This window comes from Ewingella sp. S1.OA.A_B6, assembly GCF_049889095.1.
Classification (GTDB): domain Bacteria; phylum Pseudomonadota; class Gammaproteobacteria; order Enterobacterales; family Enterobacteriaceae; genus Ewingella.
The window spans coordinates 383,848-409,842 of sequence record NZ_JBLJFK010000001.1 but is presented as its reverse complement, the minus strand read 5'-3'; the positions used below and the strand labels follow the sequence as shown (position 1 = coordinate 409,842).

Here is a 25,995-nt window from a genome sequence, read left to right as displayed (position 1 = left end):
AAAGTTTGAATGACGAGTCTTACTTGCCTTCGTTGGCTTTTACTTCGCCCATAGCTTTCAGTTTTTTCGACATTTCACGACGTTCTTTAGACAGGTCAGCATTGCGGATGATGTAATCATCAACGCGGTCTTCATAGTCGCCACGCATGCTGGCAATAATAGCCTGAACTTCTTCGATGCTCATGCCCGGTTTGATGTAGTCACCAAGGTTGTCGAGCAGCAGAACACGTTTCTGGTTGTCGCGGATTTTTTTTTCGTTGTCAGCAATTTCGCGTTGCAGTTTGTTCTTGCGGCGGAAAATGCGTACAAATTCCAGAACGTCATGGAAACTCGGCTTGTTGATATTGTCCATTTTAACACCTTCGATTAAGTTACACAGATTCAGTGACTCACTGCCCGGAACGGGGGTTACAGCCTAGCAGGAAAAACCTGCGCGTTCAGAACGAAAGTCTAATTCGCTTATCTTACCCGTTTTAGCGGACAGAAAAAAATCCCTTCACACTTTCGGCACCGCACTGGCCTCATTTAACGCCTCTTCTTTGCGCATGGTCATCGTGATCAGATCCCCTAATGACTTAAGTTGCTCGGCCACCTGCATGCTCAACCAGACGTAGCCATAAATGGGCGCTTCCAGATGCTGGCTGGTATTCATCTCCTGCATCAGCTGTTTGAGCTCCTCTGCTGACTCACTGAGCTGATGATTCAGCGCAGATTCATCCCCTCTGGTGCCGTTGAGCAGCATATCGCTTAATTGCTCGAGAGAATTGAGCATCAACAGCTGGGCACTGCGCAGCGTGCGGGCGTTAAGCATAAGATAGTGGCTTTCGCGCGAACTCCAGTAGGCATCAGCCAATAATTCCAGCGTACATAAAAGGTTACGGCTGAGGGTCTGAATGGCATCGAATACTTCGCGGGGAATATGGGACTCTTTGCTGGCCGGCGCGAACAGCGCGCGCATCTTCACCATCTGGGTCATGGCAGTTTTTAATTTGCCCTGCAAATGTGGGCGTTCGAGCATATTGGGTGACAGCCAGGCGCTATAGAGTTTATTAAGCGACATCAGATAGTCGGCCATCTGCATCCGCCAGTGGATAAAGGCACGTTGCGGATAAATACTGGCAAACAACAGCGCCAGCAGCGAGCCGAATACCACATCGCCCGACCGCCACAGCGCAGTATGCATATCCCCCGGCCCGGCACCGCATACCACCGCCAGCGTCACACCGATCAGCAGCGCCATATAGGGCCGCTTGCCAAGGGTCAAATAACCGCTGACAAACATCACGATCCCACACCACACCAGCATTAGCGGTAAAGAGTAGAGTTCAAGCCACAGCGCAATCAGACCGGAAACCGAACCAAACACGGTCCCGGCGATACGCTCCGACACACGCTGTAAAATATTGCCCCAAAACGAAATCGGCCCCATGACAACCACTAATGTGATCAGTGGCCAGGTGCCTTCAGGGATCCCGGTCAGGCGGACAATAAGAAAAGTGAGGATGAATGCCAGCGCAATACGCAGTGCATGGGCAATGCGGTAATGACTGTAAATCACGTTGTCGAGCGGCGAGATTTTCTTGTCCAGGCGCATACATGTTTACCCATGAAGTGCCATGAAGTGGCAGAAGAATCAAAGGCCGTTAGTTTAGCGGAGTTGTTGCAGAGAAACACCGTGGTTTTAGTCAAACGTTAGGCGAATAATACGTGATTTTCGAGGACAAACCACAGGCTGACAGATTTCCTCATGACATCTCACCGCTGAATGGTATCCTTATCGGCTGTTCGCTATGCCATCTCGCCATCACCAACTCCGAATAAGGGTTAACTCCGTAATGTCAGACAAGTCGCAAAAAACCTTCTACTTTCATGATTATGAAACTTTCGGCAAGAACCCGGCGCTGGACCGCCCTGCGCAGTTTGCCGGTGTGCGCACCGATCAGGATTTCAATATCATAGAAGAGCCATTAGTGATTTATTGTCGCCCGTCTGACGATTATTTACCTGAGCCGGAAGCGGTGATGATCACCGGGATTACGCCACAACTGGCGCTGGAGAAAGGGCTAAGTGAAGCGGAATTCAGCGCGCATATCCATAAGGCCTTTAGCGTGCCCGGTACATGCATTGTCGGCTATAACAATATTCGTTTTGATGATGAAGTCAGCCGCAATATTTTTTACCGTAACTTCTACGATCCTTACGCTTACAGCTGGCAATATGGCAATTCCCGCTGGGACCTGCTCGATGTAATGCGCGCCTGTTACGCGCTGCGTCCGGACGGCATCAACTGGCCAGAAAATGAGGACGGTTTTCCGAGTTTCCGCCTCGAACACCTGTCCAAAGCTAACGGTATCGAACATGAAAACGCGCATGATGCGATGGCCGACGTTTACGCCACCATCGCCATGGCCAAGCGGGTAAGACAGGCACAACCGCGTCTGTTCGACTTCCTGCTTGAGCACCGCAATAAACACAAAGTCAATGCGTTGATCGATATCGCGGCCATGACACCGCTGGTGCATGTCTCCGGTATGTTTGGCGCCGCACGCGGTAATACTGCCTGGGTCGCGCCGCTGGCGTGGCACCCGGAAAATAAGAATGCGGTGATCGTATGTGATTTGGGTGGTGATATGACGCCTCTGCTGGAACTGGATGCCGAACAGATGCGCGAACGGCTTTACACTCGCCGCGATGCGCTGGAGCCCGGCCAATCACCATTGCCGATCAAACTGTTACATATCAACAAATGCCCAGTGCTGGCACCGGCGAAAACGCTGTTACCGGAAAACGCAGAACGTCTGGGTATCGACCGTGAACGTTGTCTGCAAAATCTGCAATTGTTGCGGCAGAATACGCAAATACGCGAGAAAGTGGTCGCACTTTACGCTGACGCTGAGCCTTTTAAAGGGAGCGAAGATGTAGATGGTCGCTTGTACGATGGTTTCTTTAGCGACGCCGACCGAGCCGCCCTGCGCATCATTCTGGAGACCAAACCGGAAAACCTGCCCGCGCTGGATTTAACCTTCAACGATACCCGCATCGAAACGCTGCTGTTCCGCTACCGCGCCCGCAACTTCCCCGCCACGCTGACCGACGCCGAACAGCGCCGCTGGCAAGAACATCGCCGTGAGAAGCTCAATGCAGAACGGGTACAGGACTATATTTTGCAGCTCGAATCTCTGTACAACCTGTATGAGGAGGATGCGGAGAAGACAGCGCTCCTCAAAGCGCTGTTTGACTACGGGAAGAGGCTGGTGGCGTAAGCACGGCTTTCGCTTTTAAATTCAAATTCAAATTCAACTTCAAGGTCGTGGGCGTCGGCCCACACCGACCAAAGGGCGGCCAATCGCCGCCGCCCTTTGGAATCCAGGGCTTTTAAAAACCGCAGCTACGCAGTTGGGACGGCCGTGTTTCAGGAACTTCCGTTATAGCCGCAAAAGACCGCCGCGTTGCGGTCCCCTCAGTTCGGGTTCCAACCCGCGAAAAAAGACTCGCGGTTTTGCACCTCTCCCTCGGCGGCATTTTGAATGCGGCCGAAGCATGTTGAAGGACCAAAACTGTTTGGGTTTTGAATTTGAAAAAGCCTTGGCCGCGTTCAAAAATGGTGCTGAGCAAGCGGTTCGAGACCTGAGGCTCGAAACCCGTAGCGAAGGTACCGCCTAAGCGGCGACATTTTGCGGCTGTCGTCATGGTGACTGAAACACGGCCATTGTGACCAGCGCAGCTGCTGTTTTAAGAAGGCGCGGGAGTCCAGAGGGCGCGCGCCAACGCGCCTTCTGGGCCAGTTTGGGTGGCAACCCAAGGTTTTGAATTTGAAGTGAAAGTGAAAGCTTGAAACCAAAACTGTTTCCTGCTCTTTCCAAAGAGCAAAAAAAGGACCCTTGCGGGTCCCTCAGATTCTTATGATTCTGGCATGATCTCACCGCTCATCTGCGGTGGTTTCTGCCGGAACAGATTGGTGATGAAGGCCAGATAACCTAAACCAATCGCTCCCCAGACCAGACCCAGGGTCATTGAGCTGGCTTCTAGATTTAGCCACAGCGCCCCCACGGTCAATGCACCAATCGTCGGCAAGACCAGATAATTGAAATTATCTTTGAACGTCTTATTACGCTGTTCGCGGATGTAGAACTGCGATATCACCGACAGGTTAACGAAGGTGAAGGCCACCAGCGCACCGAAGTTAATCAGCGCGGTGGCCGTGACCAGATCAAAAGTCACCGCGGACATTGCAACCACACCCACTAATACGACATTGAACGTCGGCGTACGCCATTTCGGATGCACATAACCGAAGATTTTCTCCGGGAATACGCCGTCACGGCCCATTACGTACAGCAGACGGGAAACGCCCGCATGTGCCGCCATACCTGATGCCAGCACGGTCACGCAGCTAAAGCACAGGATCACCGACTGGAAAAACTTACCGGCCACGTAGAGCATAATTTCCGGCTGAGACGCGTCCGGATCGTGGAAGCGCGAGATGTCCGGGAAATAGAGCTGCAGGAAGTAGGACACCACCACGAAGATAATGCCGCCAATCAGCGCAGTCAGGAAAATCGCTTTCGGAATGACTTTACCGGCGTTTGGCGTCTCTTCAGACAGTGAGCTGATCCCATCGAAGCCCAGGAACGAGAAGCACAGGATAGTCGCCCCGGTGATCATCGGCACCACGTGCGCGTTTTCACTGTAGAACGGCTTGGTGCTGGTGAGCGTTCCCATGCCCTCACCCATGTAAACGCCATGGATCAGCAGACCAAGGAATACCACCATAATCGCGACCTGAACCACCACGATAATACTGTTGAGGTTCGCCACCACTTTGATGCCACGCAGGTTGAACGCAGTCATCAGCGCCACCAGCGCAGTGACAAAGATCCACGACGGCACTCCCGGGAAGATGGCTTCCAGATAGATTTTCGCCAGCAGGATGTTGATCATCGGCATGAACAGATAGTCCAGCAAGGATGACCAACCCACCATAAAGCCAACGTGGGGGTTAATGGCTTTCTGCGCGTAGGTATAAGCAGAACCGGCGGACGGGAAGCGTTTCACCAGTTTGCCGTAACTCACTGCGGTAAACAGCACGGCGATCAACGCGAAAATATACGCCGTGGCAACGTGGCCGTCAGTCAGTCCGGACACGATACCGAAGGTATCGAAAATGGTCATAGGTTGCAGATAGGCCAGGCCCATCATCACTACCTGAACCAATGTCAGCGTTTTACGCAGTTGTACGCGATGAGTTGCCGGAGCAGCAGTAGCAATATTAGCAGACATGGCTCAGCCCTCCCTGACTTGCAAGCACCGGGCGGGTAAACGCCTCCGTGCGCAAAATGCAGGGCTGACTTCGTGTTTGATAACCAGGAAATGGGGGATTGATCTTTACATCGTTGAACACGGATATAAAGGCTGAGCTTAATTTGCCGCAGCTGACAACGATACCGGTGGGCACCGGTACAGGTTTAAAATATTGCCCCATCATGCATTTCCTCATAGTGGTGACCGTTTATTGATTTGGGATCACACACGAACCTGGTTATCTATCCGGATCTGGGTCCGGCCTCTGTTGAATTAGTTTGCGTTTCACACAATGCAAAAAAAATAACCGGCGCTTTTAAGCGTCGGTTATTCTGCATGTGCGGTATTTTGCACTATATCGGGGGCTGATGACAAGATATAGAGGCCTTCAGTGACGATTTCTTTCTCTGCGGTGTGTCGGATCAAGAAACGCTTCAAATTTTATTCGCATGTCACCGGTATACAATATCCGAGCACGTGTTCCACGCCAGATCAGGCATTACGCAGCATCCAGTCGATTTCAGTTTCGGTTATGCGCCGCTCAAACTGCAATAACTCATCCGATTTACACGCGTGATAAACTTGTGAGAAGCGTTCGCCGAGGTATTTTTTTAACGCCGGTTGCTGGTCGAATTCCATCAGGGCATCGCTCTGTCGAATGGGTAGCGGCATTCCGTCCTGTTCCAGACCGTTGCCGGTAACCGGTTCAGGCAGAGGCAAATCGTTGTCGAGGCCGTACAGCATCCCGGCCAAAACGCTGGCTACGACCAAATACGGGTTAGCGTCAGCTCCCGCCAGACGGTACTCAACGCGGTGATCGGCCGTTCCACTACAGGGTACGCGTAACGCAACGGTGCGGTTATTGTGACCCCACGAGGCTTGCGTCGCCACGTACATGCCCGGCTGAAAACGGCGGAAAGCATTGACGTTAGGTGCCAAAACCGCCATCGAAGCAGGCATCAGCGCAAGCATCCCCGCCAGCGCACGTTTCATCAGCGCGGAATCTTCCCCTTCGCCGTCGGCCAGCAGGTTCTTACCATTATCGTCGAGTACGCTCAGGTGAATATGCATACCGCTGCCCGCATGGTCTTCATACGGTTTAGCCATAAAAGTGGCGTCCATATCATGATTTTCTGCCACCAGGCGCACCAGCCGTTTCAGGGTCAGTGCATGGTCGCAGGCACGCAGAACATTGTCGCTGTGATGCAGATTAATTTCGAACTGGCCGGGCGAAGACTCGGCCACTGCGCCGTCGGCCGGTAATCCCTGAATATTAGCAAGACGATCGATATCACTAAGAACGTCGGCGAAATGGTCGAGATTATCGACCGAATAGCATTGCGTATGCATACTGCGCTCGGTGGTGCCTGGAGTACACGGCGGCTGAATAGATCCTTCCGCATCTCGCTGTCTGTCGAGCAAATAGAACTCCAGCTCTACCGCTACCACCGGGAACAATCCCCGCTGGCGCAATGTTTGCCAGAGATGATTCAGCACATTGCGGGGTTCAACGTCAAAGGGAGTACCATCTTCGTCAAGCATGGTCAGCAACAATTGGCCGATGTGATCGGGATCAGAAGCCGAGGGTGTCAGCGTGCCGGGGACGGGTAAACAGATGCGATCGGGCTCGCCTAATTCCTGACCCAAACCAGCCTCTTCGACCACGTTGCCAAGAATATCCATAGCAAAGACTGAAGCGGGGAAATAACACCCTTTTTCGATTTTTCTAAGCGCTGAGACGGGGATGCGTTTACCGCGGAAACTGCCGTTTAAATCTGTGAGGAGAACATCGATATAAAGTGTAAGGGGTTGACGCTCCAGGTATTGTGTAACTTCGACCTGGAACGCGCTGCTTCGCTTCTCTTCGCCGTGTGCAGCGAAGTCTTCAACTTCGGAACTGTTTGATTCAATAATGACCGTTTGCATAGGATTTCCGCCGTTTGCATTAGTGTGGCGTCTCTGGCACCACCAACCACCATGGTACCCCGCCGTTTTGATTCTGACTCACTCCCTCCAACACGCTTTTCTTATCGAGCTTCAACATCTCTGGTTAAGAAAGCTTCATCAATTTGCGCCCTGTGATGAAAAAATGTTGTAAATAAAATAACCTGAATAATAACCCTAGACCCATCATAAAACTTTTGCAATGGCGACAGCCTTGCCACTGCCCGGTTTGAAAATGCGCCTTTCGGCTGTTAAGTTTATGGAGTAACGTCAACGTAATTGAACGGCTAAAAGCGACGAGGCGCGCAAACTCAACCCTTCAGACAACTCAACGAGGCGGTAACATGGGCAATCTGTTTTCCACGGCGCAAGCCAGAAAAGAAACCAGCTACAGACCGATCATTGGGGTAGTAATGTGCCAGAACACTATCGACGGAAATCCGGCACTCACGGTTCATGAGAAATATCTCGACGCCATTTTCAACGCCAATGCCTTACCCGTCTGTCTTCCTCACGAACTGGCTTCCCGCGAAGGAGCGATCAACGAGGTAGTGTCACGCCTCGACGGCATCTTCCTGACCGGTAGCCCGAGCAATATCGAACCCCATCTGTACGGTGAAGACGGCATTGAAGACCTCGCCGATCCCGGCCGCGACAAACTCAGCCTGGCATTAATCCGCGCCGCGCTCGATCAACGCATTCCACTTTTCGCCGCCTGTCGCGGAATGCAGGAGTTGGTCGTCGCCACCGGTGGTAGCCTGTATCGTAAGGTGCAGGAGCAACCTGGGTTTATGGATCATCGCGAAGACACTTCACTGCCGCACGACGCACAGTATGATTTGGTGCATAGGGTGAGTATCGAACCCGGCGGCTTGCTGGCTGAATTACTGCCAGACTATCAGCAGTTTCAGGTGAACTCCCTGCACGGTCAGGGCGCAAAATGTCTGGGCGCTGAACTGAATATTGAAGCACGCGCGCCAGACAATCTGGTCGAAGCGGTCAGTGTACGTAGCCACCCCTTCGCACTTGGCGTGCAGTGGCATCCGGAATGGCACAGCCTGACTGACGAGGTGTCGCGCCAGCTGTTCGAATCTTTTGTGGATGCCTGCCGTAAATATCACCACCACCTGGCTCCCCGCTAAGGGATCGGTCAGGGGTTTCCCCTGACAACCCCTTTCAACTTGAATACCTTGGGTTGCCACCCAAACCCACTTTAAATTCAATTTCAAGGTCGTGGGCTCGCCGCCCACACTGGCTTTTTAAATTCCACGTCAAGATCGTGGGCGCCGCGGCCCACACCGGCTTTTTAAATTCCACGTCAAGATCGTGGGCGCCGGCCCACACCGGCTTTTAAATTCCACGTCAAGATCGTGGGCGCCGGCCCACACCGGCTTTTAAATTCCACGTCAAGATCGTGGGTGCCGGCCCACACCGGCTTTTAAATTCCACGTCAAGATCGTGGGCGCCGGCCCACACCGGCTTTTAAATTCCACGTCAAGATCGTGGGCGCCGGCCCACACCGGGTTAAGGGCCATAAACGTGGCCCTTAACAATCCTGCGTTTTTACGCTGCAAGATCGAGACTTCGCAAGTCACAATGGCCGTGTTTCAGGTATCTCGGTGATAGCCGCAAACTTCGCCGCTGCGCGGTACTCTCCGTTCGGGCTTCAACCCGCGTAAACCCCACGCGGTTTTGCGCCTCTCCCTCGACGTCGTTTTGAATGCGGCCCCGGCATTTTAAAAAACAAAACAGATTTGGATTTGGATTTGGATTTTAAAAAAGTCTCGGCCGTATTCAAAATGTCACCGGCAAGTCGGTGGAGAGACAACATCTTCACCGTTGGCTCGAACACGCAGCCGGGGATCGCGGAGCGATGACATTTTACGGCTATCACTTCAGCCCCTGAAACACGGCCATTGTGACCAGCGCAGCAGCTGTTTTTAAAAGAGCTGGGGATTCTGAAGGGGTGTGGCGATAGACACTCCTTCAGGCCAGTTTGGGTGGCAACCCACGGTCTTGACCTTAGATTTGAAATTGAAATTAAAAGCCAGTTTGAGCGGCCGCTCAAAACTTCCCTGAACCGCATAAATGTTCAATACATTCCTATTGCTACTTTCTCGCTATCCATAGCAATAATCCTTCGTTTATATCCTTTTCAAAAAGGTTTGATATAGAACCACCACTTTAGTTCTAAAACCCTCACGGCGAACTTCAGTGACGTTCACTTGCTAATAAGAAAAAGGATACGTTGATGCATACCATTCGCCGTTTGAACGCGGTTTCCCGCGCTCTGGCTTTAGGCCTTTTAATTTCTACCACCAGCGCTGCATTTGCTGCCGAGGAGACGCCGGTTCAGGGCGGAACCTTGGTGTATCTGGAACAACAGGCACATACCAATTTATATCCACCCGCGGGTGGATTTTACCCCAATGGCGGCATACTCAACCAAATTACCGACAAGTTAACCTATCAGAATCCTCAGACGCTGGAGATTGAACCATGGATCGCCGAATCATGGAGCTTCAACAGCAACAAGACTGAATACACCTTCAAAATCCGTCCTGGTGTGACCTTCTCTGACGGTACGCCGCTGGACGCCAACGCCGTGGCGAAGAACATCGACACCTATGGCTTGGGCAATAAAGAGCACAACCTGCCTGTATCAGAAGTGATCAACAACTATGACCACAGTGAAGTCGTCGATCCGCTGACCGTGAAGTTCTTCTTTAAAAAACCTTCACCGGGATTCCTTCAGGGTACGGCCACCATCGGCTCAGGCCTGGTGTCATTAAGTACGTTGAACCGCAACTTTGACTCGCTGGGCGACGCCACCCACATCATCGGTTCGGGGCCGTTTGTCGTCAGCAGAGAGACGCTGGGACGCGAAGTCGATTTGACAGTGCGCAAAGATTACAACTGGGGACCGAAGCATCTCAAACAGCAGGGCCGAGCGAATCTGGATGGCATCAACGTGATTGTCACCAACGAAGACAGCGTACGCATTGGCGCGCTGCTGGCCGGTCAGGCGGACTTCATCCGTCAGGTACAGGCCTATGACGAGAAACAAGCCAAAGACCAAAATTTCCCGATTTACGCCGCGCCAACCAAAGGTGTAAACGACGGTATTGCCTTCCGTCCAGACAATGCGCTGGTGTCGGATCTCAAAGTCCGTCAGGCACTGCTGCACGCGACCAACGCCAAACAGGTTGTTGATACGCTGTTCTCGCCAAATTATCCGCAGGCCACCTCAGTCGTAGCGAAAACGGCTGCCGGATATACCGATTTAGCCAGCAAACTGACTTACGACCCTGCGCAGGCCAAAAAGCTGCTGGATGAAGCTGGCTGGAAAACCGGGGCAAATGGCATCCGCCAGAAGGACGGCAAAACACTGTCGCTGACGGTGTATGAATCCCTGCCGCAGCCGCAGAACAAAGAAGTGTTGCAACTGGTGTCGCAACAATGGAGTCAGGTGGGCGTCAAGCTCAACATTCTGGCCGGTGATGCAGGTAGCCGCATCGCAGACAACCTTGATCCGGAAAAAACTGCCGCTTACGTGGTTGAAGTGGGCCGTGCCGATCCGGACGTGATCAAAAGCGCCTTCTACCCAACCAACCGCGACGTTTTACTGCAAAAAGGCGGTTCCAGCAGCAAGGTGAAAAACTTCCGCGACGACAAACTTAACGATTTGCTGATTGCCGTTTCTGCCGAAGTGGATCCGCAAAAACGCCTTGCCCTGACGGCTGACGTGCAGAACTACCTGCTGGATCAGGCCTATGTGATCCCCATTTTCGAAGAGCCGCAGGTATTTGCCGGTGCGCCATACCTCAAAGGCATTAACTTTGAAGCGGTCGGCCGCCCGAGCTTCTATGGCGCATGGCTGGAAAAACATTAATCAGGCAGGAGTAAACCATGAGCCGATACTTTAGCGGACGCATCGGGCAGGCAATTTTGGTGTTGTGGGCAGCATTTACCGTCTCCTTTATCCTGTTGCAGGTGTTGCCCGGCGACGCCATCCTGATCAAGTTCCAGAACCCTGATATGGGGCTAAGCCCGACCCAAATCGCCGATATGCGCGCGGCCTACGGGGCAGATATGCCGATGTGGCAGCAGTATTTCCACACGCTGGGCAATTTCCTGCGTGGCGATTTAGGCTATTCAATTCAGGCGGGCGTGCCGGTAACAGAGTTGCTAAACAGTAACTTCACTCCGACGCTGCGTTTGGCGGTGCTCGGTTTTGTGCTGGCGACGGCGGTGGCCGTCGTTATCGCCTTCCTCTCCAGTCTGCTGCATTTCGGCTGGCTGAAATCACTGTTTCAGTCGCTGCCCTCGCTATTCATCTCCATTCCCACCTTCTGGCTGGGTATCGTGCTGATCCAGTTTTTCTCCTTCTACCTGCGCTGGATCCCGGTGATAAACCCCGGCGAATGGGTCGGGTTGATTCTGCCGATCGTCACGCTGGCGGTACCGATTTCAGCCCCGCTGGCGCAAATTCTGATCCGCAGTATTGATCAGGTGCAAACTCAGCCATTCGTCGCCGTGGCCCGTGCCAAAGGGGCATCGCGCAGCGGTGTATTGTGGCGGCACGTGGCGCGTAACGCCCTGCTTCCTGCATTGACCATCGCCGGTCTGCTGCTTGGCGAACTGATTGCAGGTGCGCTGATCACCGAGACAGTATTTGGCCTCAACGGTCTGGGCCAACTGACTCAGCAAGCGGTGAATAATCAGGACGTGGCAGTCTTACAGGCGATTGTGGTGATATCCGCTGCCGCCTTTGTCGCCATCAATTTGCTGGTTGATCTGGTGTTTCCTCTACTGGATCCGCGCCTTACGGGAGCGCATGCATGAGCAGTTTACCGATTGATCAACTTCAGACTGTTTCTGCGACCAAATCGACAACCAGAAGCAATCCGTTCACCCGTATTCAGCCTGGTCTGGCTCTGGCCTGGGCGGTGATGATCGTAGTGATTCTGTGGGCCATTGCGCCTGGTTTATTCACCTCTTACAGCGGCACGGAAGGCATTGCCGGGGCACAGCGTCTGGTACCGCAAGCCGGCCACTGGCTGGGGACCGACCAACTGGGACGCGATGTTTACGCCCGCATTGTCTACGGTGCATCGCATTCCCTCTCCGGCGCGCTGGTCGCTGTCGCCCTCGGGCTGGTGATCGGTACGGCGCTTGGTTTGTTCGCCGGTGCGGTCGGCGGCTTTGCCGATACCCTCGTCATGCGTATTGTCGACGTGCTGCTGTCGATCCCCGGCCTGCTGCTGTCGCTGTCGGTGATTATTTTGCTCGGCTTCGGCACGGTTCACGCGGCGATTGCGGTCGGGGTTACCTCGATTGCCAACTTCGCCCGCCTTGCCCGCTCGGAAGTCGTACTGGTGAGACACAGTGATTATGTCGAAGCGGCCTACGGCAGTGGCGGCACGTTTGCTGCCGTGCTGTGGCGACATATTTTACCTAATTCTCTGACGTCAGTGATTGCTTTTTCAGCCCTGCAATTTGGCAGCGCAATCCTGGCGATTTCCACCCTGAGCTTCCTCGGTTACGGCACCCCGCCACCCACGCCAGAATGGGGATTACTGATCGCCGAAGGCCGTAATTACATCTCCACCGCTTGGTGGCTTACCACCTTCCCCGGCATTGTCGTGGTGGCGGTGGTCCTTTCCGCCAACCGGATCAGTCAGTCATTTCGCAGGAGCCGCCGATGAGCTTGAATGTCAGCCTTAATCACACCGTTGCCGAACAGGTCGCACCGGTGTTGGCACTAGAAGATGTCTCCATTGCCTACAGCAGCGGCGCTCAACGTCAGTGCGTGGTGCACAACGTATCGTTCTCAGTTTATCCGGGTGAAGTGGTGGCGCTGGTCGGTGAGTCAGGCTCAGGCAAAACCACCACTGCGCAGGCGATTATTGGCCTGCTGGCGGAAAATGGACATCTGCAACAGGGGGCTATACGCCTCAACGGCACAGATATCAGTCAATGGTCGCAGCACCGTTTGGACGCTCTGCGCGGTGCACGTATCAGCCTGATCCCGCAGGATCCGACCAGTTCGCTTAACCCGGTGAAAACCATCGGTACGCAGGTCGCTGAAATTCTGAATATTCACCGTCGTTTGCCACGTAAACAGCGTGATGGGCGGGTGGTCGAACTGCTGGCTCGAGTCGGTTTATCACATCCGGAACTCCGGGCAAAACAGTTCCCACACGAGCTCTCCGGTGGCATGAAACAGCGGGTGCTGATCGCCATCGCCATTGCCCTGCAACCCGCTTTAATTATCGCCGACGAACCTACCAGCGCGCTGGATGTGACAGTGCAAAAACGCATTTTAGATTTGATTGATGAACTGCGGCATGAGTTCGGCACCGCCGTACTATTAATTACCCACGATCTGGCGGTCGCCGCAGAACGCGCTGACCGCCTGCTGGTCTTTCGCCATGGCAAAGTGCAGGAACAGGGCATCACGGCTGAGGTGCTGAGCGCACCGAAAAGCGACTATACCCGCCAGCTATTTGCCGATGTGCCTGCGTTGTCGGGTAAGCACCGCGCCAGTGTGAACAAGGCTTCTACTGAAAATGTGCTGCGCGTTGAAAACATCATCAAAGATTTCACCCTCGGCGGTAAAGGCAAACCGGCATTTCGCGCCGTTGATAATGTCTCTTTCAACATTGCACGCGGCACCACGCATTCGCTGGTCGGGGAATCCGGATCAGGGAAAACCACGCTGGCGCGCATTCTGCTTGGTTTTCAGCGACCGGATTCCGGCCACGTGTTTATTGGCGAACAGGATATCACCCAACTTAAAGGGGAAGCCCTGCGCCAGATGCGCCGTAAAATCCAGTTGGTCTATCAGAATCCTTTCGCTTCGCTGGACCCGTCACAAACGCTGTTTAGCGTGATTGAAGAACCGCTGCTTAATTTCGACCGCTTAAATACGGAGGCGCGCCGCCAGCGGGTCCATCGCATTGCCGGGCGCGTGGCTCTCCCGCTGGAGTTGCTGAGCCGCAAACCACGTGAACTTTCCGGCGGCCAGCGCCAGCGCGTAGCCCTGGCCCGCGCACTGATCCTCGAGCCGCAAGTGTTGGTGCTAGATGAAGCCACCTCGGCACTCGACGTCACGGTGCAGGCGCAAATTCTCAGTTTGCTGCAGGAGTTGCAGGATTCTCTCGGTTTGACTTACCTGTTTATTTCCCATGACCTCGCCACCGTCCGGCAGATTTCGCACAGCGTCTCGGTGCTTAACAGTGGACAGCAGGTGGATTCCGGCGACGTCGAATCAGTGTTTGCACGTCCGGGCAGCGATTACACCAAAGAATTGATTAATGCGATCCCCGGCGCTGGCCGCCATCACGTCGCATAACTGAAAGGTTTAAGGAATAGCTATGAGTGCTAAAAAACTGGGCTTTTTTACCCGCTTATTGGATAACACCAGCCCGCAGGAGCGTTACCGGCTGGCAACCGAACAGATTATTCACGCCGAGCAGCAGGGTTTTGACTCGGCCTGGGTCGCGCAGCACCATTTCCACGAGGCGGAAGGCGGCCTGCCCGCACCGCTGGTATTTCTGGCCCAGGTAGCGGCGCACACCCGCTTTATCCGTTTAGGCACCGGCGTTATTACGCTGGCGATGGAAAATGCCCTGCGCGTAGCCGAAGACACCGCCGTGCTGGATTTACTCTCCGGCGGTCGTTTGGAAATCGGCCTCGGCTCGGGTGGCACACCGACCTCTTTCCCGCCGTTCGGGTTGGAGAGCAGCGAGCGCGGGGCGGTATTTGGCGAGAATCTGCGCGTACTGCTACAGGCCTGGCGCGGCGAAGCGCTGGCCGGAACAGAGAATCGCTTATACCCGGGAGCACCACAGCTGACGAGTCGCATCTGGCAGGCAACATTTTCCGTTGAAGGCGGTACCCGTGCAGGCCTCGCTGGCGATGGCTTGATGCTGTCACGCACCCAACCACGCCCCGCCAGTACGCCAAACCTGACGCTGGCGGAGATTCAAAACCCGATTATTGATGCCTATCTGGCCGCACTTCCGGCCGGCATTGAGCCACGTATTCTGGGTTCGCGTACCGCGTTTGTGGCGGAAAATGGAAATGAAGCCCGACGACTGGCAGAAAAAGGCCTGCGTCGTCAGGCAGAAAACCACCGAGTCAGCGGCCAGACGGTGGATGGCGATACGCTCAATGACCATATCCGCGCCTTCGACGTGCATCTTGGTACACCTGAACAAGTCATTGCCTCATTGAAGCAGGACAGTGCGCTGGCACGGGTCACCGATCTGGCGTTCCAGGTGCACTCTATCGATCCGCCGCATCCCTATATTTTGCGCTCTATAGAGCTTATCGCCCGTGAAGTCGCACCAGCACTGGGCTGGATACGACGTACCCCAAAAATTGTGACATCCCTTCTGCCAGAACTGACTAAGGAAACGTTATGACCGCCAACACACAAGCCACCGATCTGCTGGATCAGCTGGCCGCTATTGAAGCCAATTCCGAACTGGCACAGGCGAGGACAACCCGCGATGCCGCAACGCGTTATACCCAGGGCAGTTACGACATAATTTTCAACGCAAATGACAACGTGGATTTTACGCTCACCGAACGCCTGCTGCTGGCCGAAAACGTCGCGCGCTGGCACGGGGATAACGTATTGGCATCGCATTACGCGGAGCGTTTATCAAGCGTCAACGGCGATGGCAACAGCGACAGATTGCAGACGGCATTCGACCACGCAGAGCGTCTGAGTTTTAAACCAGCCAGCGCCACGGCGGCCCATTTGCAAACTTTGCAGCTGGCAGGCTGGACGTTCGATGCCATCGTCACGCTGTCACAGCTGATTGCTTTTGTTAGCTATCAGACCCGCGTACTACGCAGTTATCGTTTGGTTGGCCGCCAGCCAGTAGAAAACGCCAGTGATAAACCAGCAGGTGCAGCTTTCTGGCGCACTGAGGGCAAAACTCACAGTGGCCGTTCTGCGCCAAAGGCATTCACGCAGGAAGAACTGGGTTGGGAGCCGTGGATCGCCGCAAAGAAATTGGCCCAGTTTGATACCGAACAACAGGCAATTCTGGCGCGCTTCGGTCACACAGATTCCGACTACTTCCGTTTGCTCGGGCGCAATCTACCGGTGCTCGAACAGCGCACGTTGACCGACAAAGGCATTTTCTACACCAGCAGTGGTTTACCGCGCAAAGAGCGTGAATTAGCGGCCACCGTTGCCAGCAAAATTAACGGCTGTATCTACTGCGCTTCCGTGCATGCGCGCAAAGCCGCCCAACTATCAAAACAGCCTGATGAGGTGCAAAAACTGATCGACACCCCGCCGGGCGGCATTCTGAGCCAAGGCCAGTCACCCCGCTGGCAGGCTGAAATCGACTTCGCCGCCGCACTCTCTGCCACACCGCCGACCGCCAGCGACACTCATATCGTCCGCTTGCGCGAACAGGGCCTGAGCACGCTGGAAATCGTCGACCTGGCGCAATCCGCCGCCTTCTTCGCCTGGGCTAACCGCCTGATGTTAACGTTGGGAGAACCGTTCAATGACTGAATTATCTATCAATGATCTGGCTACGCCCGAGCACGCCACCGCCGCTGTGACAACCCGCATTACACCGCATCTGGACCATGCAGTGGTCAATGTGGCAGGCAGGCTGGATCACGCCGAACAGCAGTTCCGCCGTCTGGGTTTTCAGCTCACACCGCGCGGACACCACTCGCTCGGATCGAGCAATCATCTGGCAATCTTCGGCGAGAATTATCTTGAGCTGCTGGGTTATGAAGTGGCAAACGAACATACCCGTAAAAACTTATGGCTTGCCCCGCTCGGTTTAACCGGACTGGTGTGGAATAGTGGTGAGGGCCGAGGAGGCGCTCGGCGTCGCCCTAGCGTTTGGGTTGCGGACCGAAAACGCTTCTTAAATGCAACGTCAAGATCAAGACCTTGGGTTGCCACCCAAACCGGCCTTAAGAGGCGCCTATCGCCGCGTAGGCGGTCCCTTTGCTACGGGTTCGAGCCATAAGTCTCGAACCTCTTGCTCAGCGCCATTTTTGAATGCGCCTGAGGATTTACAACAATAGAGAAGGTAGGGATGGGGTGCGGGTTTTGAATTTAGAAAAGTTTCGGCCGTGTTCAAAACGACGTCGAATAAGAGGTGAAAAACCGCGAGTGTGTTTCCGCGGGTTGTAACCCGCAATGAGAGCACCGCGCAGCGGCGGAGTTTGCGGCTATCATCTTGGCCCCTGAAACACGGCCATTGTGACCCGCGCAGCTGCTGTTTTTAAAAGAGCCTGGGAGTCCAGAGGGCGGCGGCGATAGGCCGCCTTCTGGTCGGTGTGGGCCGATGCCCACGGTTTTGAAGTTGAAGTTGAAGTTGAAGTTGAAGTTGAAGTTGAAGTTGAAGTTGAAGTTGAAAATTTTAAAGGGGCCTGGGGCCCCCCTCAACACTTCAAGGATTGAAAATAAGTTGCTTAAATCCCTGTGTATGTTAAAACTTTGTCACTGCACGCTGTAGACGGCTAAACGTCTATAACGCTATTCACACCAACCCAGATTATTTGCATAAGGCCAACCCCAGCGTGAACTCCTCAACCCTTGAGATGCGTAATATCTCAATTTCTTTTGCCGGATTCCCTGCCCTGCGCCAGGTGGATTTCACCCTGCAAGGCGGCTCGGTTCATGCTCTGGTGGGTGCCAATGGCGCGGGAAAGTCTACACTGATGGCCATGCTGTCGGGAACGCATGAGCATTACACCGGCCAGATAAGCATCGACGGTCAGCCAGTGACAGTGAAATTACCACATCAGGCGCGGGCGCTCGGGATCCATCTGGTGCAGCAAGAAGTCGATGTCGCACTAGTGCCGACGCTCAATGTGGCCGAAAACATCATGCTGGACTCGCTGGCAGAGCCGGGTCACCTGCATAACTGGTATGAAATTTACCATCATGCACAGCGTCTTACTGACCAGCTTGGGCTGAAAATCAATCTGCGCGCCCGTATCGAAAGCTGTACGCTGGCGGAAAAACAGCTCATTTTGCTGGCCCGTGCGCTGTCGCACAAATGTCGCTTCCTGATCCTTGATGAACCGACCGCCCCGCTCGATCAGGCCGAAAGCGAACGTCTGTTTGCTCTGGTGCGCAAGCTTAAAGCAGCAGGGATGGCGGTGGTGTTCATTTCGCACCGGATCCATGAACTGCGCAATGTCTGCGACCGCATGACCGTGCTGCGCGATGGACGGCTGGTCAGCGATGACAGTATGGACGGCCTGACCAACGAACACATTATCGAGAAAATGATTGGTCATCAGCTCGACGATATTTACCCGCCACGTCGCCCGCCGCACGGTCATGAAACCCTGCTGCGGATTCAGGGTATGCACGACAGGCACAAACTGCGCGATATTTCCCTGAGCCTGCATCGCGGGGAAATTCTCGGCATCGCCGGTCTGGCGGGTGCCGGAAAAACCGAACTCTGCAAGGCATTGTTTGGTGCCACGCCGAGTCAGGTGGAGTGCGGCGAACTCAACGGTCAGCCCTGGAAGCCGAAAGAGCCTTATCTGTCGGTTGAGCAAGGGTTGGCGCTGGTGCCGGAGGAGCGGCGCAAAGAGGGGATTTTTATCGACGAAGACATTCCGATGAACCTCAGCGTTACCGCCGATGACAGTTTTTCACGCTTTTCGCTATTCAATTCCCGTCAGGCACTGCGCTGGGCAAAAGATATTATTGGCCGTTTAGGTATTCGCACTTCCGGGCCAATGCAGAAACTGGCGCGGCTTTCTGGTGGCAATCAGCAGAAAGTCGCTATTGGTAAATGGCTACGCAGCGAGAGTCAGGTGTTAATTTTTGACGAACCGACCAAAGGCGTAGACATCAAGGCAAAGACGGATGTTTTCAGGCTAATTGACGGCCTCGCGCAACAGGGAAAAGGCATTATTTATGCTTCCGGTGAGTTCGCCGAACTGGTCGGTTTATGCGACCGCATTCTGGTGTTATGGGATGGCCGTATCGTGGCTGAACTTAACGCCGCCGACGTCGACGAAGAGACTTTATTAATGTATTCCACCGGAGGAACACCCGCGTGAGCAAAGCTGTTATTAACGATCAGAATGTCGCGGTGAATCAGCCATGGCGTCATCAGCTATTCGAATTTCTCTATAAATGGGGCATGTTACTCACCGTAGTGCTGCTGATTGCCGGTTTTGGGATCGCGTCGGACAACTTTTTAGAACCCTCAAATATCATTAATATTTTGCGCTCGATTGCCATCGTCACGGTGATCGCGATCGGCGTGTCCATTTCGCTTTCGGTGGGCGGTTTTGATTTGTCCGTCGGTTCGACCGCGTCACTGGCCAACGCGCTGGTGATTTCAATGTTCGTTTGGCACGGTTTTAATACCACTGAAGCCATTCTAATCACCCTGGCGCTCTGTACACTGGTCGGGCTGTTCAACGCCTTCTTGATCGTTATCCTGAAAATTCCTGACATGCTGGCGACACTCGCCAGTCTATTCGTTATTCAGGGTGCGGCGATGACCTACAGCTATGGCGGTTCGATTACCGAAAATATGATGCTGCCAAACGGCGATATGGCCGAAGGCACGGTGCCTGCGGTATTCAACCTGCTCGGTCAGGTGCCGGTAATTGTTATCGTAATGGCGGTGGTCACCGTGGTGGTGCAGCTGTTTATGTCGCTGACTAAGCATGGGCGGCGCATGTATGCCATTGGTGGCAACCCGCTGGCGGCGCGTCTGGCCGGGATCCGCACCGCACGCTATCGCGTAACGGCCTACGTTATCTCTTCTTTGCTGGCCGGTTCAGGCGGAATTTTGCTGGCATCGCGTATCGGCTCATCACAGGTGAATGCCGGTAGCGGATATCTGATGGACGCCGTCGCCGCAGCCTACATTGGCTTCTCGCTGGCCGGTTCCGGCAAACCGAATGCGCTCGGCACCCTGATTGGCGCGGTGATTTTGGGCGTACTGTCGAATGGTCTGGTCATGCTGTCCGTGCCGTACTACGCCATGGATATCATCAAAGGTCTGGTGCTCGCCATCGCGCTGGCGCTGACCTATATTCAGAAGCGGTAAGCACTTTTGCACTGCGCATTATCGCTGGAATGAAGGTCATACTCGGATACAACTGCGAGTAACTCGCAGTAAAAAAGACGCAGGATTGGAAAGGGGCGCATCTCTTGTACGCCCCTTTCGAGCAGTGTGTGGGCGGCGAGCCCATGACCTGCAGCTTATGATGTCAGCACATCATCAGAAACTATAATCAACCGCCATAAAGTAACGGCGTCCTTCTTCGTTATAGCTGTAATCATCACGGCTGAGATCTTTGTCGGTCAGGTTTAATACCCCGGCGCGGATCTTCACAGCTTTGTTTACGTTGTATGAACCACCGGTATTCCAGAGGGTGTAACCCGCAGGCGTGGTGCCATCGTTATTTACGGTGCGGGATCGCCCTTTTAGGTTGGCGGAAATATACAGGCCCCAGTCCTCTTGCAGTACCCAGTCCAGCGTTGCGTTGGCGGTGTGAAATGGCAGCGAGCTGAGCGGTTTGTTGCCGCCGTCGCTGAGATCACGCCCGTCGTTGTAGGTGTAATTCAGTTTCAGATCAACTTCCTTGCTCAGCGGCAACTTCAGCTCCGTTTCGAGACCACGGATGCGTGCTTTATTGACGTTGAAGTAGCGGAAAATTGGATTGCCCGCCGCATCAAAACCTACGAAGTTCTCGTAACTCGGTGCCTGCGCGCGATTGGCTGTGCGGTTAATATTGATCATGTCATCGATGTCATTCTGGAAAACAGTAGCGCTAGCAGTGACGTCTTCCAGCAGGCCCTCTTCCCCGGCGTAATAGAGGCCAAACTCCACATTTTCACTGGTTTCTGGCTCAAGATCCGGGCTGCCTATGACCTTGCAACTGCCACGGCAAGAACCGGTCTGCCAGTCCGGGCTGAGCTGCAACAGGGACGGTGCTTTGAATGCCGTCGCCCACCCTCCTTTAACCGTCACTGTGTCGGTAGCGTTGTAGACCAAATAAGCCCGCGGAGACCAGTTAACGCCGTAGTTCTCGTGGTCATCCATACGCACGCCAGTGGTCAGCGCCAGACTTTCAAAAATCCGCCATTCATCTTCCACAAACAGCGCGTATTGGTTGGTCTGCGTGCTGCTGCTGTTGACCAAATTAACGCTATCTTCCAGTTTGTCGTTGCGGTATTCACCGCCAAAGCTGAAAAGCTGGTTGTAGTCACCCAGCGGCACGACGATTTTCCCGTCAAGCGAGTTACTTTTCGAGGTAATGGCGCTGCCGTTTTTGTTCTCGATGTTTTCACCGTAGAAGCGCAATTCAGTATTGGCCCAGTCCCAGCGGCCATTATGGCCCAGCGAATAGTTTTCGCGCTCAATGCGGTTTTTATCCAACGTATCGGAATCACGATCCTGACGGTCAAGGCCATAGCCGAAGGTCATGTCCTGGTTGTCGGTCGGCGTCAGCGCAAATTCAACATTGCTATTGCGCGAGGTGTATCCCTCAATACGCGGCAGGCCAGTTTCGCTGCTGGATGACTGCGCCTGATCTTTTTCACGTTTGCCGAGGGCGCCATTAACTTTCACCCCGAGCAGGCCGTCGATTAGCGGGCCGCTGGTGAAAAAGTTACCGTTGTAGCTGTCACCGCGATCGCGATGTTCCTGCACAGTAGTATCTGCACTCAGGGTACCGTGCCAGGCGGTACCGATTTTCTTGGTGATGATGTTGACTACGCCACCCAGTGCATCAGAGCCATACAGAGACGACATCGGCCCGCGCACCACTTCGATACGCTCGATAGACTCAGTTGGGATCCAGCTCAGGTCAAAGTCATTATGCCGAAAAACTGCATTGCGCGAGTTAACGCGTTTGCCATCCACCAGAATCAGCGTATAGCCGCTGTCCAGACCACGGATACTGACGCCCTGCCGGTTGTCGCCTTCGCTGGTAAGCTGCACGCCCGGGACATTTTTCAATACTTCTTTGAGGTTTTGCACCGGCTGCCTGTCCAGATCCTTGCGGGTTATCACGCTGATACTGGCGGGTGCATCTTTGAGATTCTGTTCTACCGAAGAGGCAGTAACAACGATCTGATCTTCCTTCTCTTTTACGTCCCTGGCCTCCTCAGCAAATACTGGGAAAGCAGCGGTGAATAGCTGTGCGATAAGCCCGACTTTAAGCGCCGGTGTCAATGTAACCTTAACCATGATCTTCTCTCCATGAGATAAAAATAACAAACTGACTTGTTATTAAATTTTCTCACTGACCGGATAAAAGACGAGCGCATCCTGCCCGGATCAGTGGGACTGTTTTTAGTTTTAGGCTCACAAGTTGAAATACGTGGCCGCTACATTGGCGACCACGCTTTTTATAGCTGTATATCGTTGCTTATAAAAATGGGGCGGCACGACTTAAATAGAGGGGTCGCCGACCAGTCCGTCGATCAGTATTTGCGGCGTTCCCTGCGAGCAGCGTTCAATGCGCCCACGCACGCCATAGACGCGCGCCAGACTTTCCGGAGTGATCACCTCTGAAGGCTCCCCGTCAGCAATTAGATCACCCTGTTTGAGCATCAGCACGCGATCGCCGTGGCGCAGTGCGATGTTGATATCATGCACCACCACGACGGTGACAATATTGCGCTTCTGTGTTTCCTTACGCACCAGATCCATCACGTGAAACTGATAGTTCAGGTCGAGCGCCGACAAAGGTTCGTCGAGCAGCAGCAATGACGGTTGACGGATCAGCGACTGCGCCAGACCCACCAGTTGTTTCTGCCCGCCGGAGAGTTGGTCGAGGTAACTCAGTGCCAAATGTTCAATACCCAGCTGTTTCAGCAGTGTCATTACCTGTTCAGTAGTTTCGCGCTGTTTACTGTGGCTGCCGGAGGCGCGCTGGGCCACGATAATGGACTCCAGCACATGCAGATGCACGCCCGCAGGTAGCGACTGCGGCAGGTAAACGACCTGTTCGGCTCGACGGGCAAACGGCATGGGCATCAGGTCATGGCCATCGAGAAGCAACTGCCCTTCGGCACGGTTTAGCCCAGCCATAGAGCGTAATAACGTGGACTTTCCGCTGCCATTTGGCCCAAGCAGGACGGTAATTTTTCCGCGAGGCAACATCGGAACATTGAGATGCCGAATCACCGGGCGTTTCGGATATCCGGCGTTGAAATCACGAATTTGTAGGCCCTGCGTTGCCGCATTGAGATCGGGCTTGAACATCAGACACTCCCCCGATGGCGCAAAATAATGCTCAGGAAGAACGGCACGCCGACCAGCGATGTGACGATCCCCACCGGTATAATGACACCCGGCACCAGATTTTTCGAGGCCACGGACGCCATCGACAGCACCAGCGCACCAATCAATGCACTCGCTGGCAGGTAGAAACGGTGATCTTCACCAAACATCAGGCGGGCGATATGCGGTGCCACCAGACCGATAAAGCCAATCGGCCCAACAAAAGCGACCGCCAGTGCGGAAAGAATACTGATACGCAGCAAGGTCGCAAGGCGTAAACGGCGCACGTCGATACCAAAACTTATGGCGCGATCTTCGCCCAGGCGCAACGCGGTCAGCTTCCACGCGCTCATCATCGACCACGGCAGCAACACCAGGAACGCCAGCAGCATTACGCCAAGTTTGACCCACGACGCACGTGCCAGACTGCCCATGGTCCAGAACACCAGCCCCTGCAAGGTATCTTCAGTGGCAATAAACTGCATCAGCGATACCAGTGCGTTGAAGGTAAAGACCAGCGCAATACCGAACAACACCACACCGGAACTGGCGACACGCGTCCAGCGGGTGATGCCATCGAGCATTAATGCGGCCAGCAATGCAAAGATGAAAGCATTCGCGGAGATAAACCACTGATCCGGAACGCCCGGAATACCAATACCAAGCACAATCGCCAGCGCCGCACCAAAGGCCGCTGCCGAAGAGACGCCAAGAGTAAATGGCGAAGCCAGTGGATTATTGAGGATGGTTTGCATCTCTGCGCCAGCCAGGCCGAGCGACATACCGACGGCAATAGCCATCAACGCATAGGGTAAACGGATGTCCCAGACAATCACGCGAGTACCGGCATCGGCCGATGCGGCATCAAACAACGTTTGCCACAGTGTGCCAAGCGATAACCCCGACGGCCCCATAACGAAGTCGATGATCAATGAGATGACAATCGCCACCACCAGCACCAGCATAAGCAACAGACGGCGGCGGACAATACTCTGGTAGCGGCCCATCACGCTGTTGTCAGCCTGCGGGCTGCCAGTCAGTAGGGGATCAGTGGTTGTGCTCATGTGTCTCAACATCTCAGTAATTGATAAAACAAAACCTGCAACGGGTTACTGCACGTTTTCCGGGTTTTTGGCACCGATCCAGTAGGTGCCTGTCGATTCTACGGCCAGGAACTGTTTGTACATCTGTTTCTGGGTCTGCTCAGGGTCCAGATCGGTAAATTTCTGCGGGTAGAACCATTTGGCAAACGCCTGCACTGCCATGACGTTATATGGCGAATTGTAATAGTTGTGCCAGATGCCGTAGCTGCGGCCCTCTTCCAACGCTTTCAGGCTGGAAATCCCTTTACGCTGCAAAAGCGGCGTCAAGCTGGTTTGTGCCTGCTGTGGCGTAACCAGTGCGCCCAGCATCAGGCTGGTCGTCGGGTTGGCATCACCGGCTTTCTGCGGCGATGCTGCGCCGCTGACGATGTAAACATCAGGCTGCGAGGCAATCACCTTTTCCAGATTTACCTGACCCAGCGGCCCTGGCAACAGCGGTTTGGCAATGTTAATCCCACCGGCCAGATCGATAAAGTCTCCCATGTTACCTTTACCGGCCGACCGGCAGCACTCGTCTGCGGTTGAGGCGCGCATTTCGATAAATACCTTCGGCTTGTCCTGCTCAGGAATATCGCCGATCACATCGGTGACGCGTTTGATATTCTCCTGATAGAACGCAATGTAATCCCGAGCCGGTTTCTCGCGGTTCAGCACTTTGCCCAGTAACGCCATGCTCGGCAGGGTATTTTTCAGCGGTGAGGTACGGAAATCGACAAACACCACCGGCACACCGGCTTTCTGTAACTGTTCAACCAGGGCACTCTCTTTACCCGGCCCGTGGCCTGATAAACCGAAAATCGCCACTTGCGGCTTTAACGTCAACACTTTTTCCGGGCTGATACTGTCAGCACTGGTATTGCCGATCAAAGGAATTGCATCAATTTGCGGGAATTTTGCTTTATAGACGGCGTATGTTTGCGGGTCGAGTTTGCGTAAATCACCCTGCCAGCCGACAATGCGGTCGAAAGGCTTCTGCCCTTCCAGCAGTGATAACGCAAAGAATAACCGCCCCTCGCCGAGCACAATACGCTCTACATTATCCGGCACGGTGACAATACGGCCGGCGATATCCGTGACGGTCACGGCCTGAGCCGCGGCGCTTACCAGTCCTGCAACCACGCTCAGCGTGATTGCTGTTAAAAATTTGTTGCTGATTTTTCCCTGTATAATCATCTTCTTGTCATTCCTTTACGTTTCCCTGAAGAGGCATAAGAATAATTCAAACGATAATAATTATCAATGCGATACGCGAAAACGACCAAGGGTACAGGATGTCACGACGGGAACGAAACGATGTGGAGTAACAACCCGTTAAGGTCTATTACCAAAAAATTCATAAAAAAAGCGGAGGCTTAGCTCCGCTTATTCCGATTGATATCATC

At 54.0% G+C, this 25,995-nt stretch carries 18 protein-coding genes and 1 pseudogene; 11 read left to right on the top strand and 8 right to left on the bottom strand.

What is annotated here, in order from left to right:
- Positions 1 to 19 precede the first annotated feature (19 nt).
- Positions 20 to 352 (bottom strand): DUF496 family protein, encoded by a 333-nt coding sequence (locus ACMV8I_RS01885; protein WP_498863529.1) that lies wholly within the window; start codon positions 350 to 352, stop codon positions 20 to 22.
- A gap of 144 nt (positions 353 to 496) precedes the next feature.
- Positions 497 to 1,594 carry an FUSC family protein gene (locus tag ACMV8I_RS01880; protein ID WP_498863528.1) on the bottom strand — a complete coding sequence of 366 codons (1,098 nt, stop codon included), beginning with the start codon at positions 1,592 to 1,594 and terminating at the stop codon, positions 497 to 499.
- A gap of 241 nt (positions 1,595 to 1,835) precedes the next feature.
- On the opposite strand from ACMV8I_RS01880, the gene sbcB reads away from it, so the two are divergent.
- Entirely contained in the window at positions 1,836 to 3,263 is a 1,428-nt protein-coding gene (gene sbcB, locus ACMV8I_RS01875; RefSeq protein ID WP_498863527.1) for an exodeoxyribonuclease I, read from the top strand.
- Positions 3,264 to 3,900: 637 nt separating this feature from the next.
- Here the strand turns inward: sbcB and ACMV8I_RS01870 are convergent.
- Entirely contained in the window at positions 3,901 to 5,280 is a 1,380-nt protein-coding gene (locus tag ACMV8I_RS01870) for an APC family permease (protein WP_498863526.1), read from the bottom strand.
- A 513-nt stretch (positions 5,281 to 5,793) separates the two neighbouring features.
- Complete coding sequence (locus ACMV8I_RS01865) at positions 5,794 to 7,212, bottom strand: glutamine synthetase family protein (protein ID WP_498864694.1); 1,419 nt, start codon at positions 7,210 to 7,212, stop codon at positions 5,794 to 5,796.
- A gap of 377 nt (positions 7,213 to 7,589) precedes the next feature.
- On the opposite strand from ACMV8I_RS01865, the gene puuD reads away from it, so the two are divergent.
- From puuD to ACMV8I_RS01815, 10 genes and pseudogenes are all read left to right on the top strand, one after another.
- Positions 7,590 to 8,387: a gamma-glutamyl-gamma-aminobutyrate hydrolase gene (puuD, locus tag ACMV8I_RS01860; RefSeq protein WP_498863525.1), complete on the top strand. Its 798-nt coding sequence runs from the start codon at positions 7,590 to 7,592 to the stop codon at positions 8,385 to 8,387.
- Between the two features lie 1,109 nt (positions 8,388 to 9,496).
- Positions 9,497 to 11,137 (top strand): TIGR04028 family ABC transporter substrate-binding protein, encoded by a 1,641-nt coding sequence (locus ACMV8I_RS01855; protein ID WP_498863524.1) that lies wholly within the window; start codon positions 9,497 to 9,499, stop codon positions 11,135 to 11,137.
- Positions 11,138 to 11,154: 17 nt separating this feature from the next.
- Positions 11,155 to 12,090 carry an ABC transporter permease gene (locus ACMV8I_RS01850; protein WP_498863523.1) on the top strand — a complete coding sequence of 312 codons (936 nt, stop codon included), beginning with the start codon at positions 11,155 to 11,157 and terminating at the stop codon, positions 12,088 to 12,090.
- The gene (locus ACMV8I_RS01845; protein WP_498863522.1) at positions 12,087 to 12,953 is read left to right on the top strand and encodes an ABC transporter permease; all 867 of its coding nucleotides are present in this window, start codon (positions 12,087 to 12,089) and stop codon (positions 12,951 to 12,953) included. The genes ACMV8I_RS01850 and ACMV8I_RS01845 overlap by 4 nt, the downstream gene beginning before the upstream one ends.
- A complete protein-coding gene (locus tag ACMV8I_RS01840; RefSeq protein WP_498863521.1) occupies positions 12,950 to 14,602 on the top strand; it encodes a dipeptide ABC transporter ATP-binding protein in 1,653 nt (550 codons plus the stop codon). The genes ACMV8I_RS01845 and ACMV8I_RS01840 overlap by 4 nt, the downstream gene beginning before the upstream one ends.
- A gap of 22 nt (positions 14,603 to 14,624) precedes the next feature.
- Positions 14,625 to 15,677: a putative FMN-dependent luciferase-like monooxygenase gene (locus ACMV8I_RS01835; RefSeq protein ID WP_498863520.1), complete on the top strand. Its 1,053-nt coding sequence runs from the start codon at positions 14,625 to 14,627 to the stop codon at positions 15,675 to 15,677.
- Complete coding sequence (locus ACMV8I_RS01830) at positions 15,674 to 16,789, top strand: alkylhydroperoxidase domain protein (RefSeq protein WP_498863519.1); 1,116 nt, start codon at positions 15,674 to 15,676, stop codon at positions 16,787 to 16,789. The genes ACMV8I_RS01835 and ACMV8I_RS01830 overlap by 4 nt, the downstream gene beginning before the upstream one ends.
- 46 nt (positions 16,790 to 16,835) lie before the next feature.
- A pseudogene (locus ACMV8I_RS01825) lies at positions 16,836 to 17,093 on the top strand (VOC family protein); the annotation flags it as partial.
- 745 nt (positions 17,094 to 17,838) lie between these two features.
- The gene (locus ACMV8I_RS01820; protein ID WP_498864693.1) at positions 17,839 to 19,320 is read left to right on the top strand and encodes a sugar ABC transporter ATP-binding protein; all 1,482 of its coding nucleotides are present in this window, start codon (positions 17,839 to 17,841) and stop codon (positions 19,318 to 19,320) included.
- Positions 19,321 to 19,331: 11 nt separating this feature from the next.
- Positions 19,332 to 20,324, top strand: coding sequence for an ABC transporter permease (locus tag ACMV8I_RS01815; protein ID WP_498864692.1), 993 nt, complete (start codon positions 19,332 to 19,334; stop codon positions 20,322 to 20,324).
- Positions 20,325 to 20,498: 174 nt separating this feature from the next.
- Here ACMV8I_RS01815 and cirA read toward each other — a convergent pair whose 3' ends face one another.
- The 4 genes from cirA to ACMV8I_RS01795 all read right to left on the bottom strand — a co-directional run bounded on the left by cirA (position 20,499) and on the right by ACMV8I_RS01795 (position 25,786).
- A complete protein-coding gene (gene cirA, locus ACMV8I_RS01810; protein WP_498863518.1) occupies positions 20,499 to 22,472 on the bottom strand; it encodes a catecholate siderophore receptor CirA in 1,974 nt (657 codons plus the stop codon).
- A 204-nt stretch (positions 22,473 to 22,676) separates the two neighbouring features.
- Positions 22,677 to 23,492: an ABC transporter ATP-binding protein gene (locus tag ACMV8I_RS01805; protein WP_498863517.1), complete on the bottom strand. Its 816-nt coding sequence runs from the start codon at positions 23,490 to 23,492 to the stop codon at positions 22,677 to 22,679.
- The gene (locus ACMV8I_RS01800) at positions 23,492 to 24,574 is read right to left on the bottom strand and encodes a FecCD family ABC transporter permease (RefSeq protein ID WP_498863516.1); all 1,083 of its coding nucleotides are present in this window, start codon (positions 24,572 to 24,574) and stop codon (positions 23,492 to 23,494) included. Before ACMV8I_RS01800 ends, ACMV8I_RS01805 begins: the two co-directional genes overlap by 1 nt.
- A 45-nt stretch (positions 24,575 to 24,619) precedes the next feature.
- The gene (locus ACMV8I_RS01795; RefSeq protein WP_498863515.1) at positions 24,620 to 25,786 is read right to left on the bottom strand and encodes an ABC transporter substrate-binding protein; all 1,167 of its coding nucleotides are present in this window, start codon (positions 25,784 to 25,786) and stop codon (positions 24,620 to 24,622) included.
- Between the last annotated feature and the right edge of the window lie 209 nt (positions 25,787 to 25,995).

What these genes read in the sequence shown, in the direction of transcription:
- ACMV8I_RS01885 (WP_498863529.1), bottom strand. Translation starts at nt 352, where the DNA reads ATGGACAATATCAACAAGCCGAGTTTCCATGACGTTCTGGAATTTGTA.
- ACMV8I_RS01880 (WP_498863528.1), bottom strand. Translation starts at nt 1,594, where the DNA reads ATGCGCCTGGACAAGAAAATCTCGCCGCTCGACAACGTGATTTACAGT.
- sbcB (WP_498863527.1), top strand. Translation starts at nt 1,836, where the DNA reads ATGTCAGACAAGTCGCAAAAAACCTTCTACTTTCATGATTATGAAACT.
- ACMV8I_RS01870 (WP_498863526.1), bottom strand. Translation starts at nt 5,280, where the DNA reads ATGTCTGCTAATATTGCTACTGCTGCTCCGGCAACTCATCGCGTACAA.
- puuD (WP_498863525.1), top strand. Translation starts at nt 7,590, where the DNA reads ATGGGCAATCTGTTTTCCACGGCGCAAGCCAGAAAAGAAACCAGCTAC.
- ACMV8I_RS01855 (WP_498863524.1), top strand. Translation starts at nt 9,497, where the DNA reads ATGCATACCATTCGCCGTTTGAACGCGGTTTCCCGCGCTCTGGCTTTA.
- ACMV8I_RS01850 (WP_498863523.1), top strand. Translation starts at nt 11,155, where the DNA reads ATGAGCCGATACTTTAGCGGACGCATCGGGCAGGCAATTTTGGTGTTG.
- ACMV8I_RS01845 (WP_498863522.1), top strand. Translation starts at nt 12,087, where the DNA reads ATGAGCAGTTTACCGATTGATCAACTTCAGACTGTTTCTGCGACCAAA.
- ACMV8I_RS01840 (WP_498863521.1), top strand. Translation starts at nt 12,950, where the DNA reads ATGAGCTTGAATGTCAGCCTTAATCACACCGTTGCCGAACAGGTCGCA.
- ACMV8I_RS01835 (WP_498863520.1), top strand. Translation starts at nt 14,625, where the DNA reads ATGAGTGCTAAAAAACTGGGCTTTTTTACCCGCTTATTGGATAACACC.
- ACMV8I_RS01830 (WP_498863519.1), top strand. Translation starts at nt 15,674, where the DNA reads ATGACCGCCAACACACAAGCCACCGATCTGCTGGATCAGCTGGCCGCT.
- ACMV8I_RS01820 (WP_498864693.1), top strand. Translation starts at nt 17,839, where the DNA reads ATGCGTAATATCTCAATTTCTTTTGCCGGATTCCCTGCCCTGCGCCAG.
- cirA (WP_498863518.1), bottom strand. Translation starts at nt 22,472, where the DNA reads ATGGTTAAGGTTACATTGACACCGGCGCTTAAAGTCGGGCTTATCGCA.
- ACMV8I_RS01805 (WP_498863517.1), bottom strand. Translation starts at nt 23,492, where the DNA reads ATGTTCAAGCCCGATCTCAATGCGGCAACGCAGGGCCTACAAATTCGT.
- ACMV8I_RS01800 (WP_498863516.1), bottom strand. Translation starts at nt 24,574, where the DNA reads ATGAGCACAACCACTGATCCCCTACTGACTGGCAGCCCGCAGGCTGAC.
- ACMV8I_RS01795 (WP_498863515.1), bottom strand. Translation starts at nt 25,786, where the DNA reads ATGATTATACAGGGAAAAATCAGCAACAAATTTTTAACAGCAATCACG.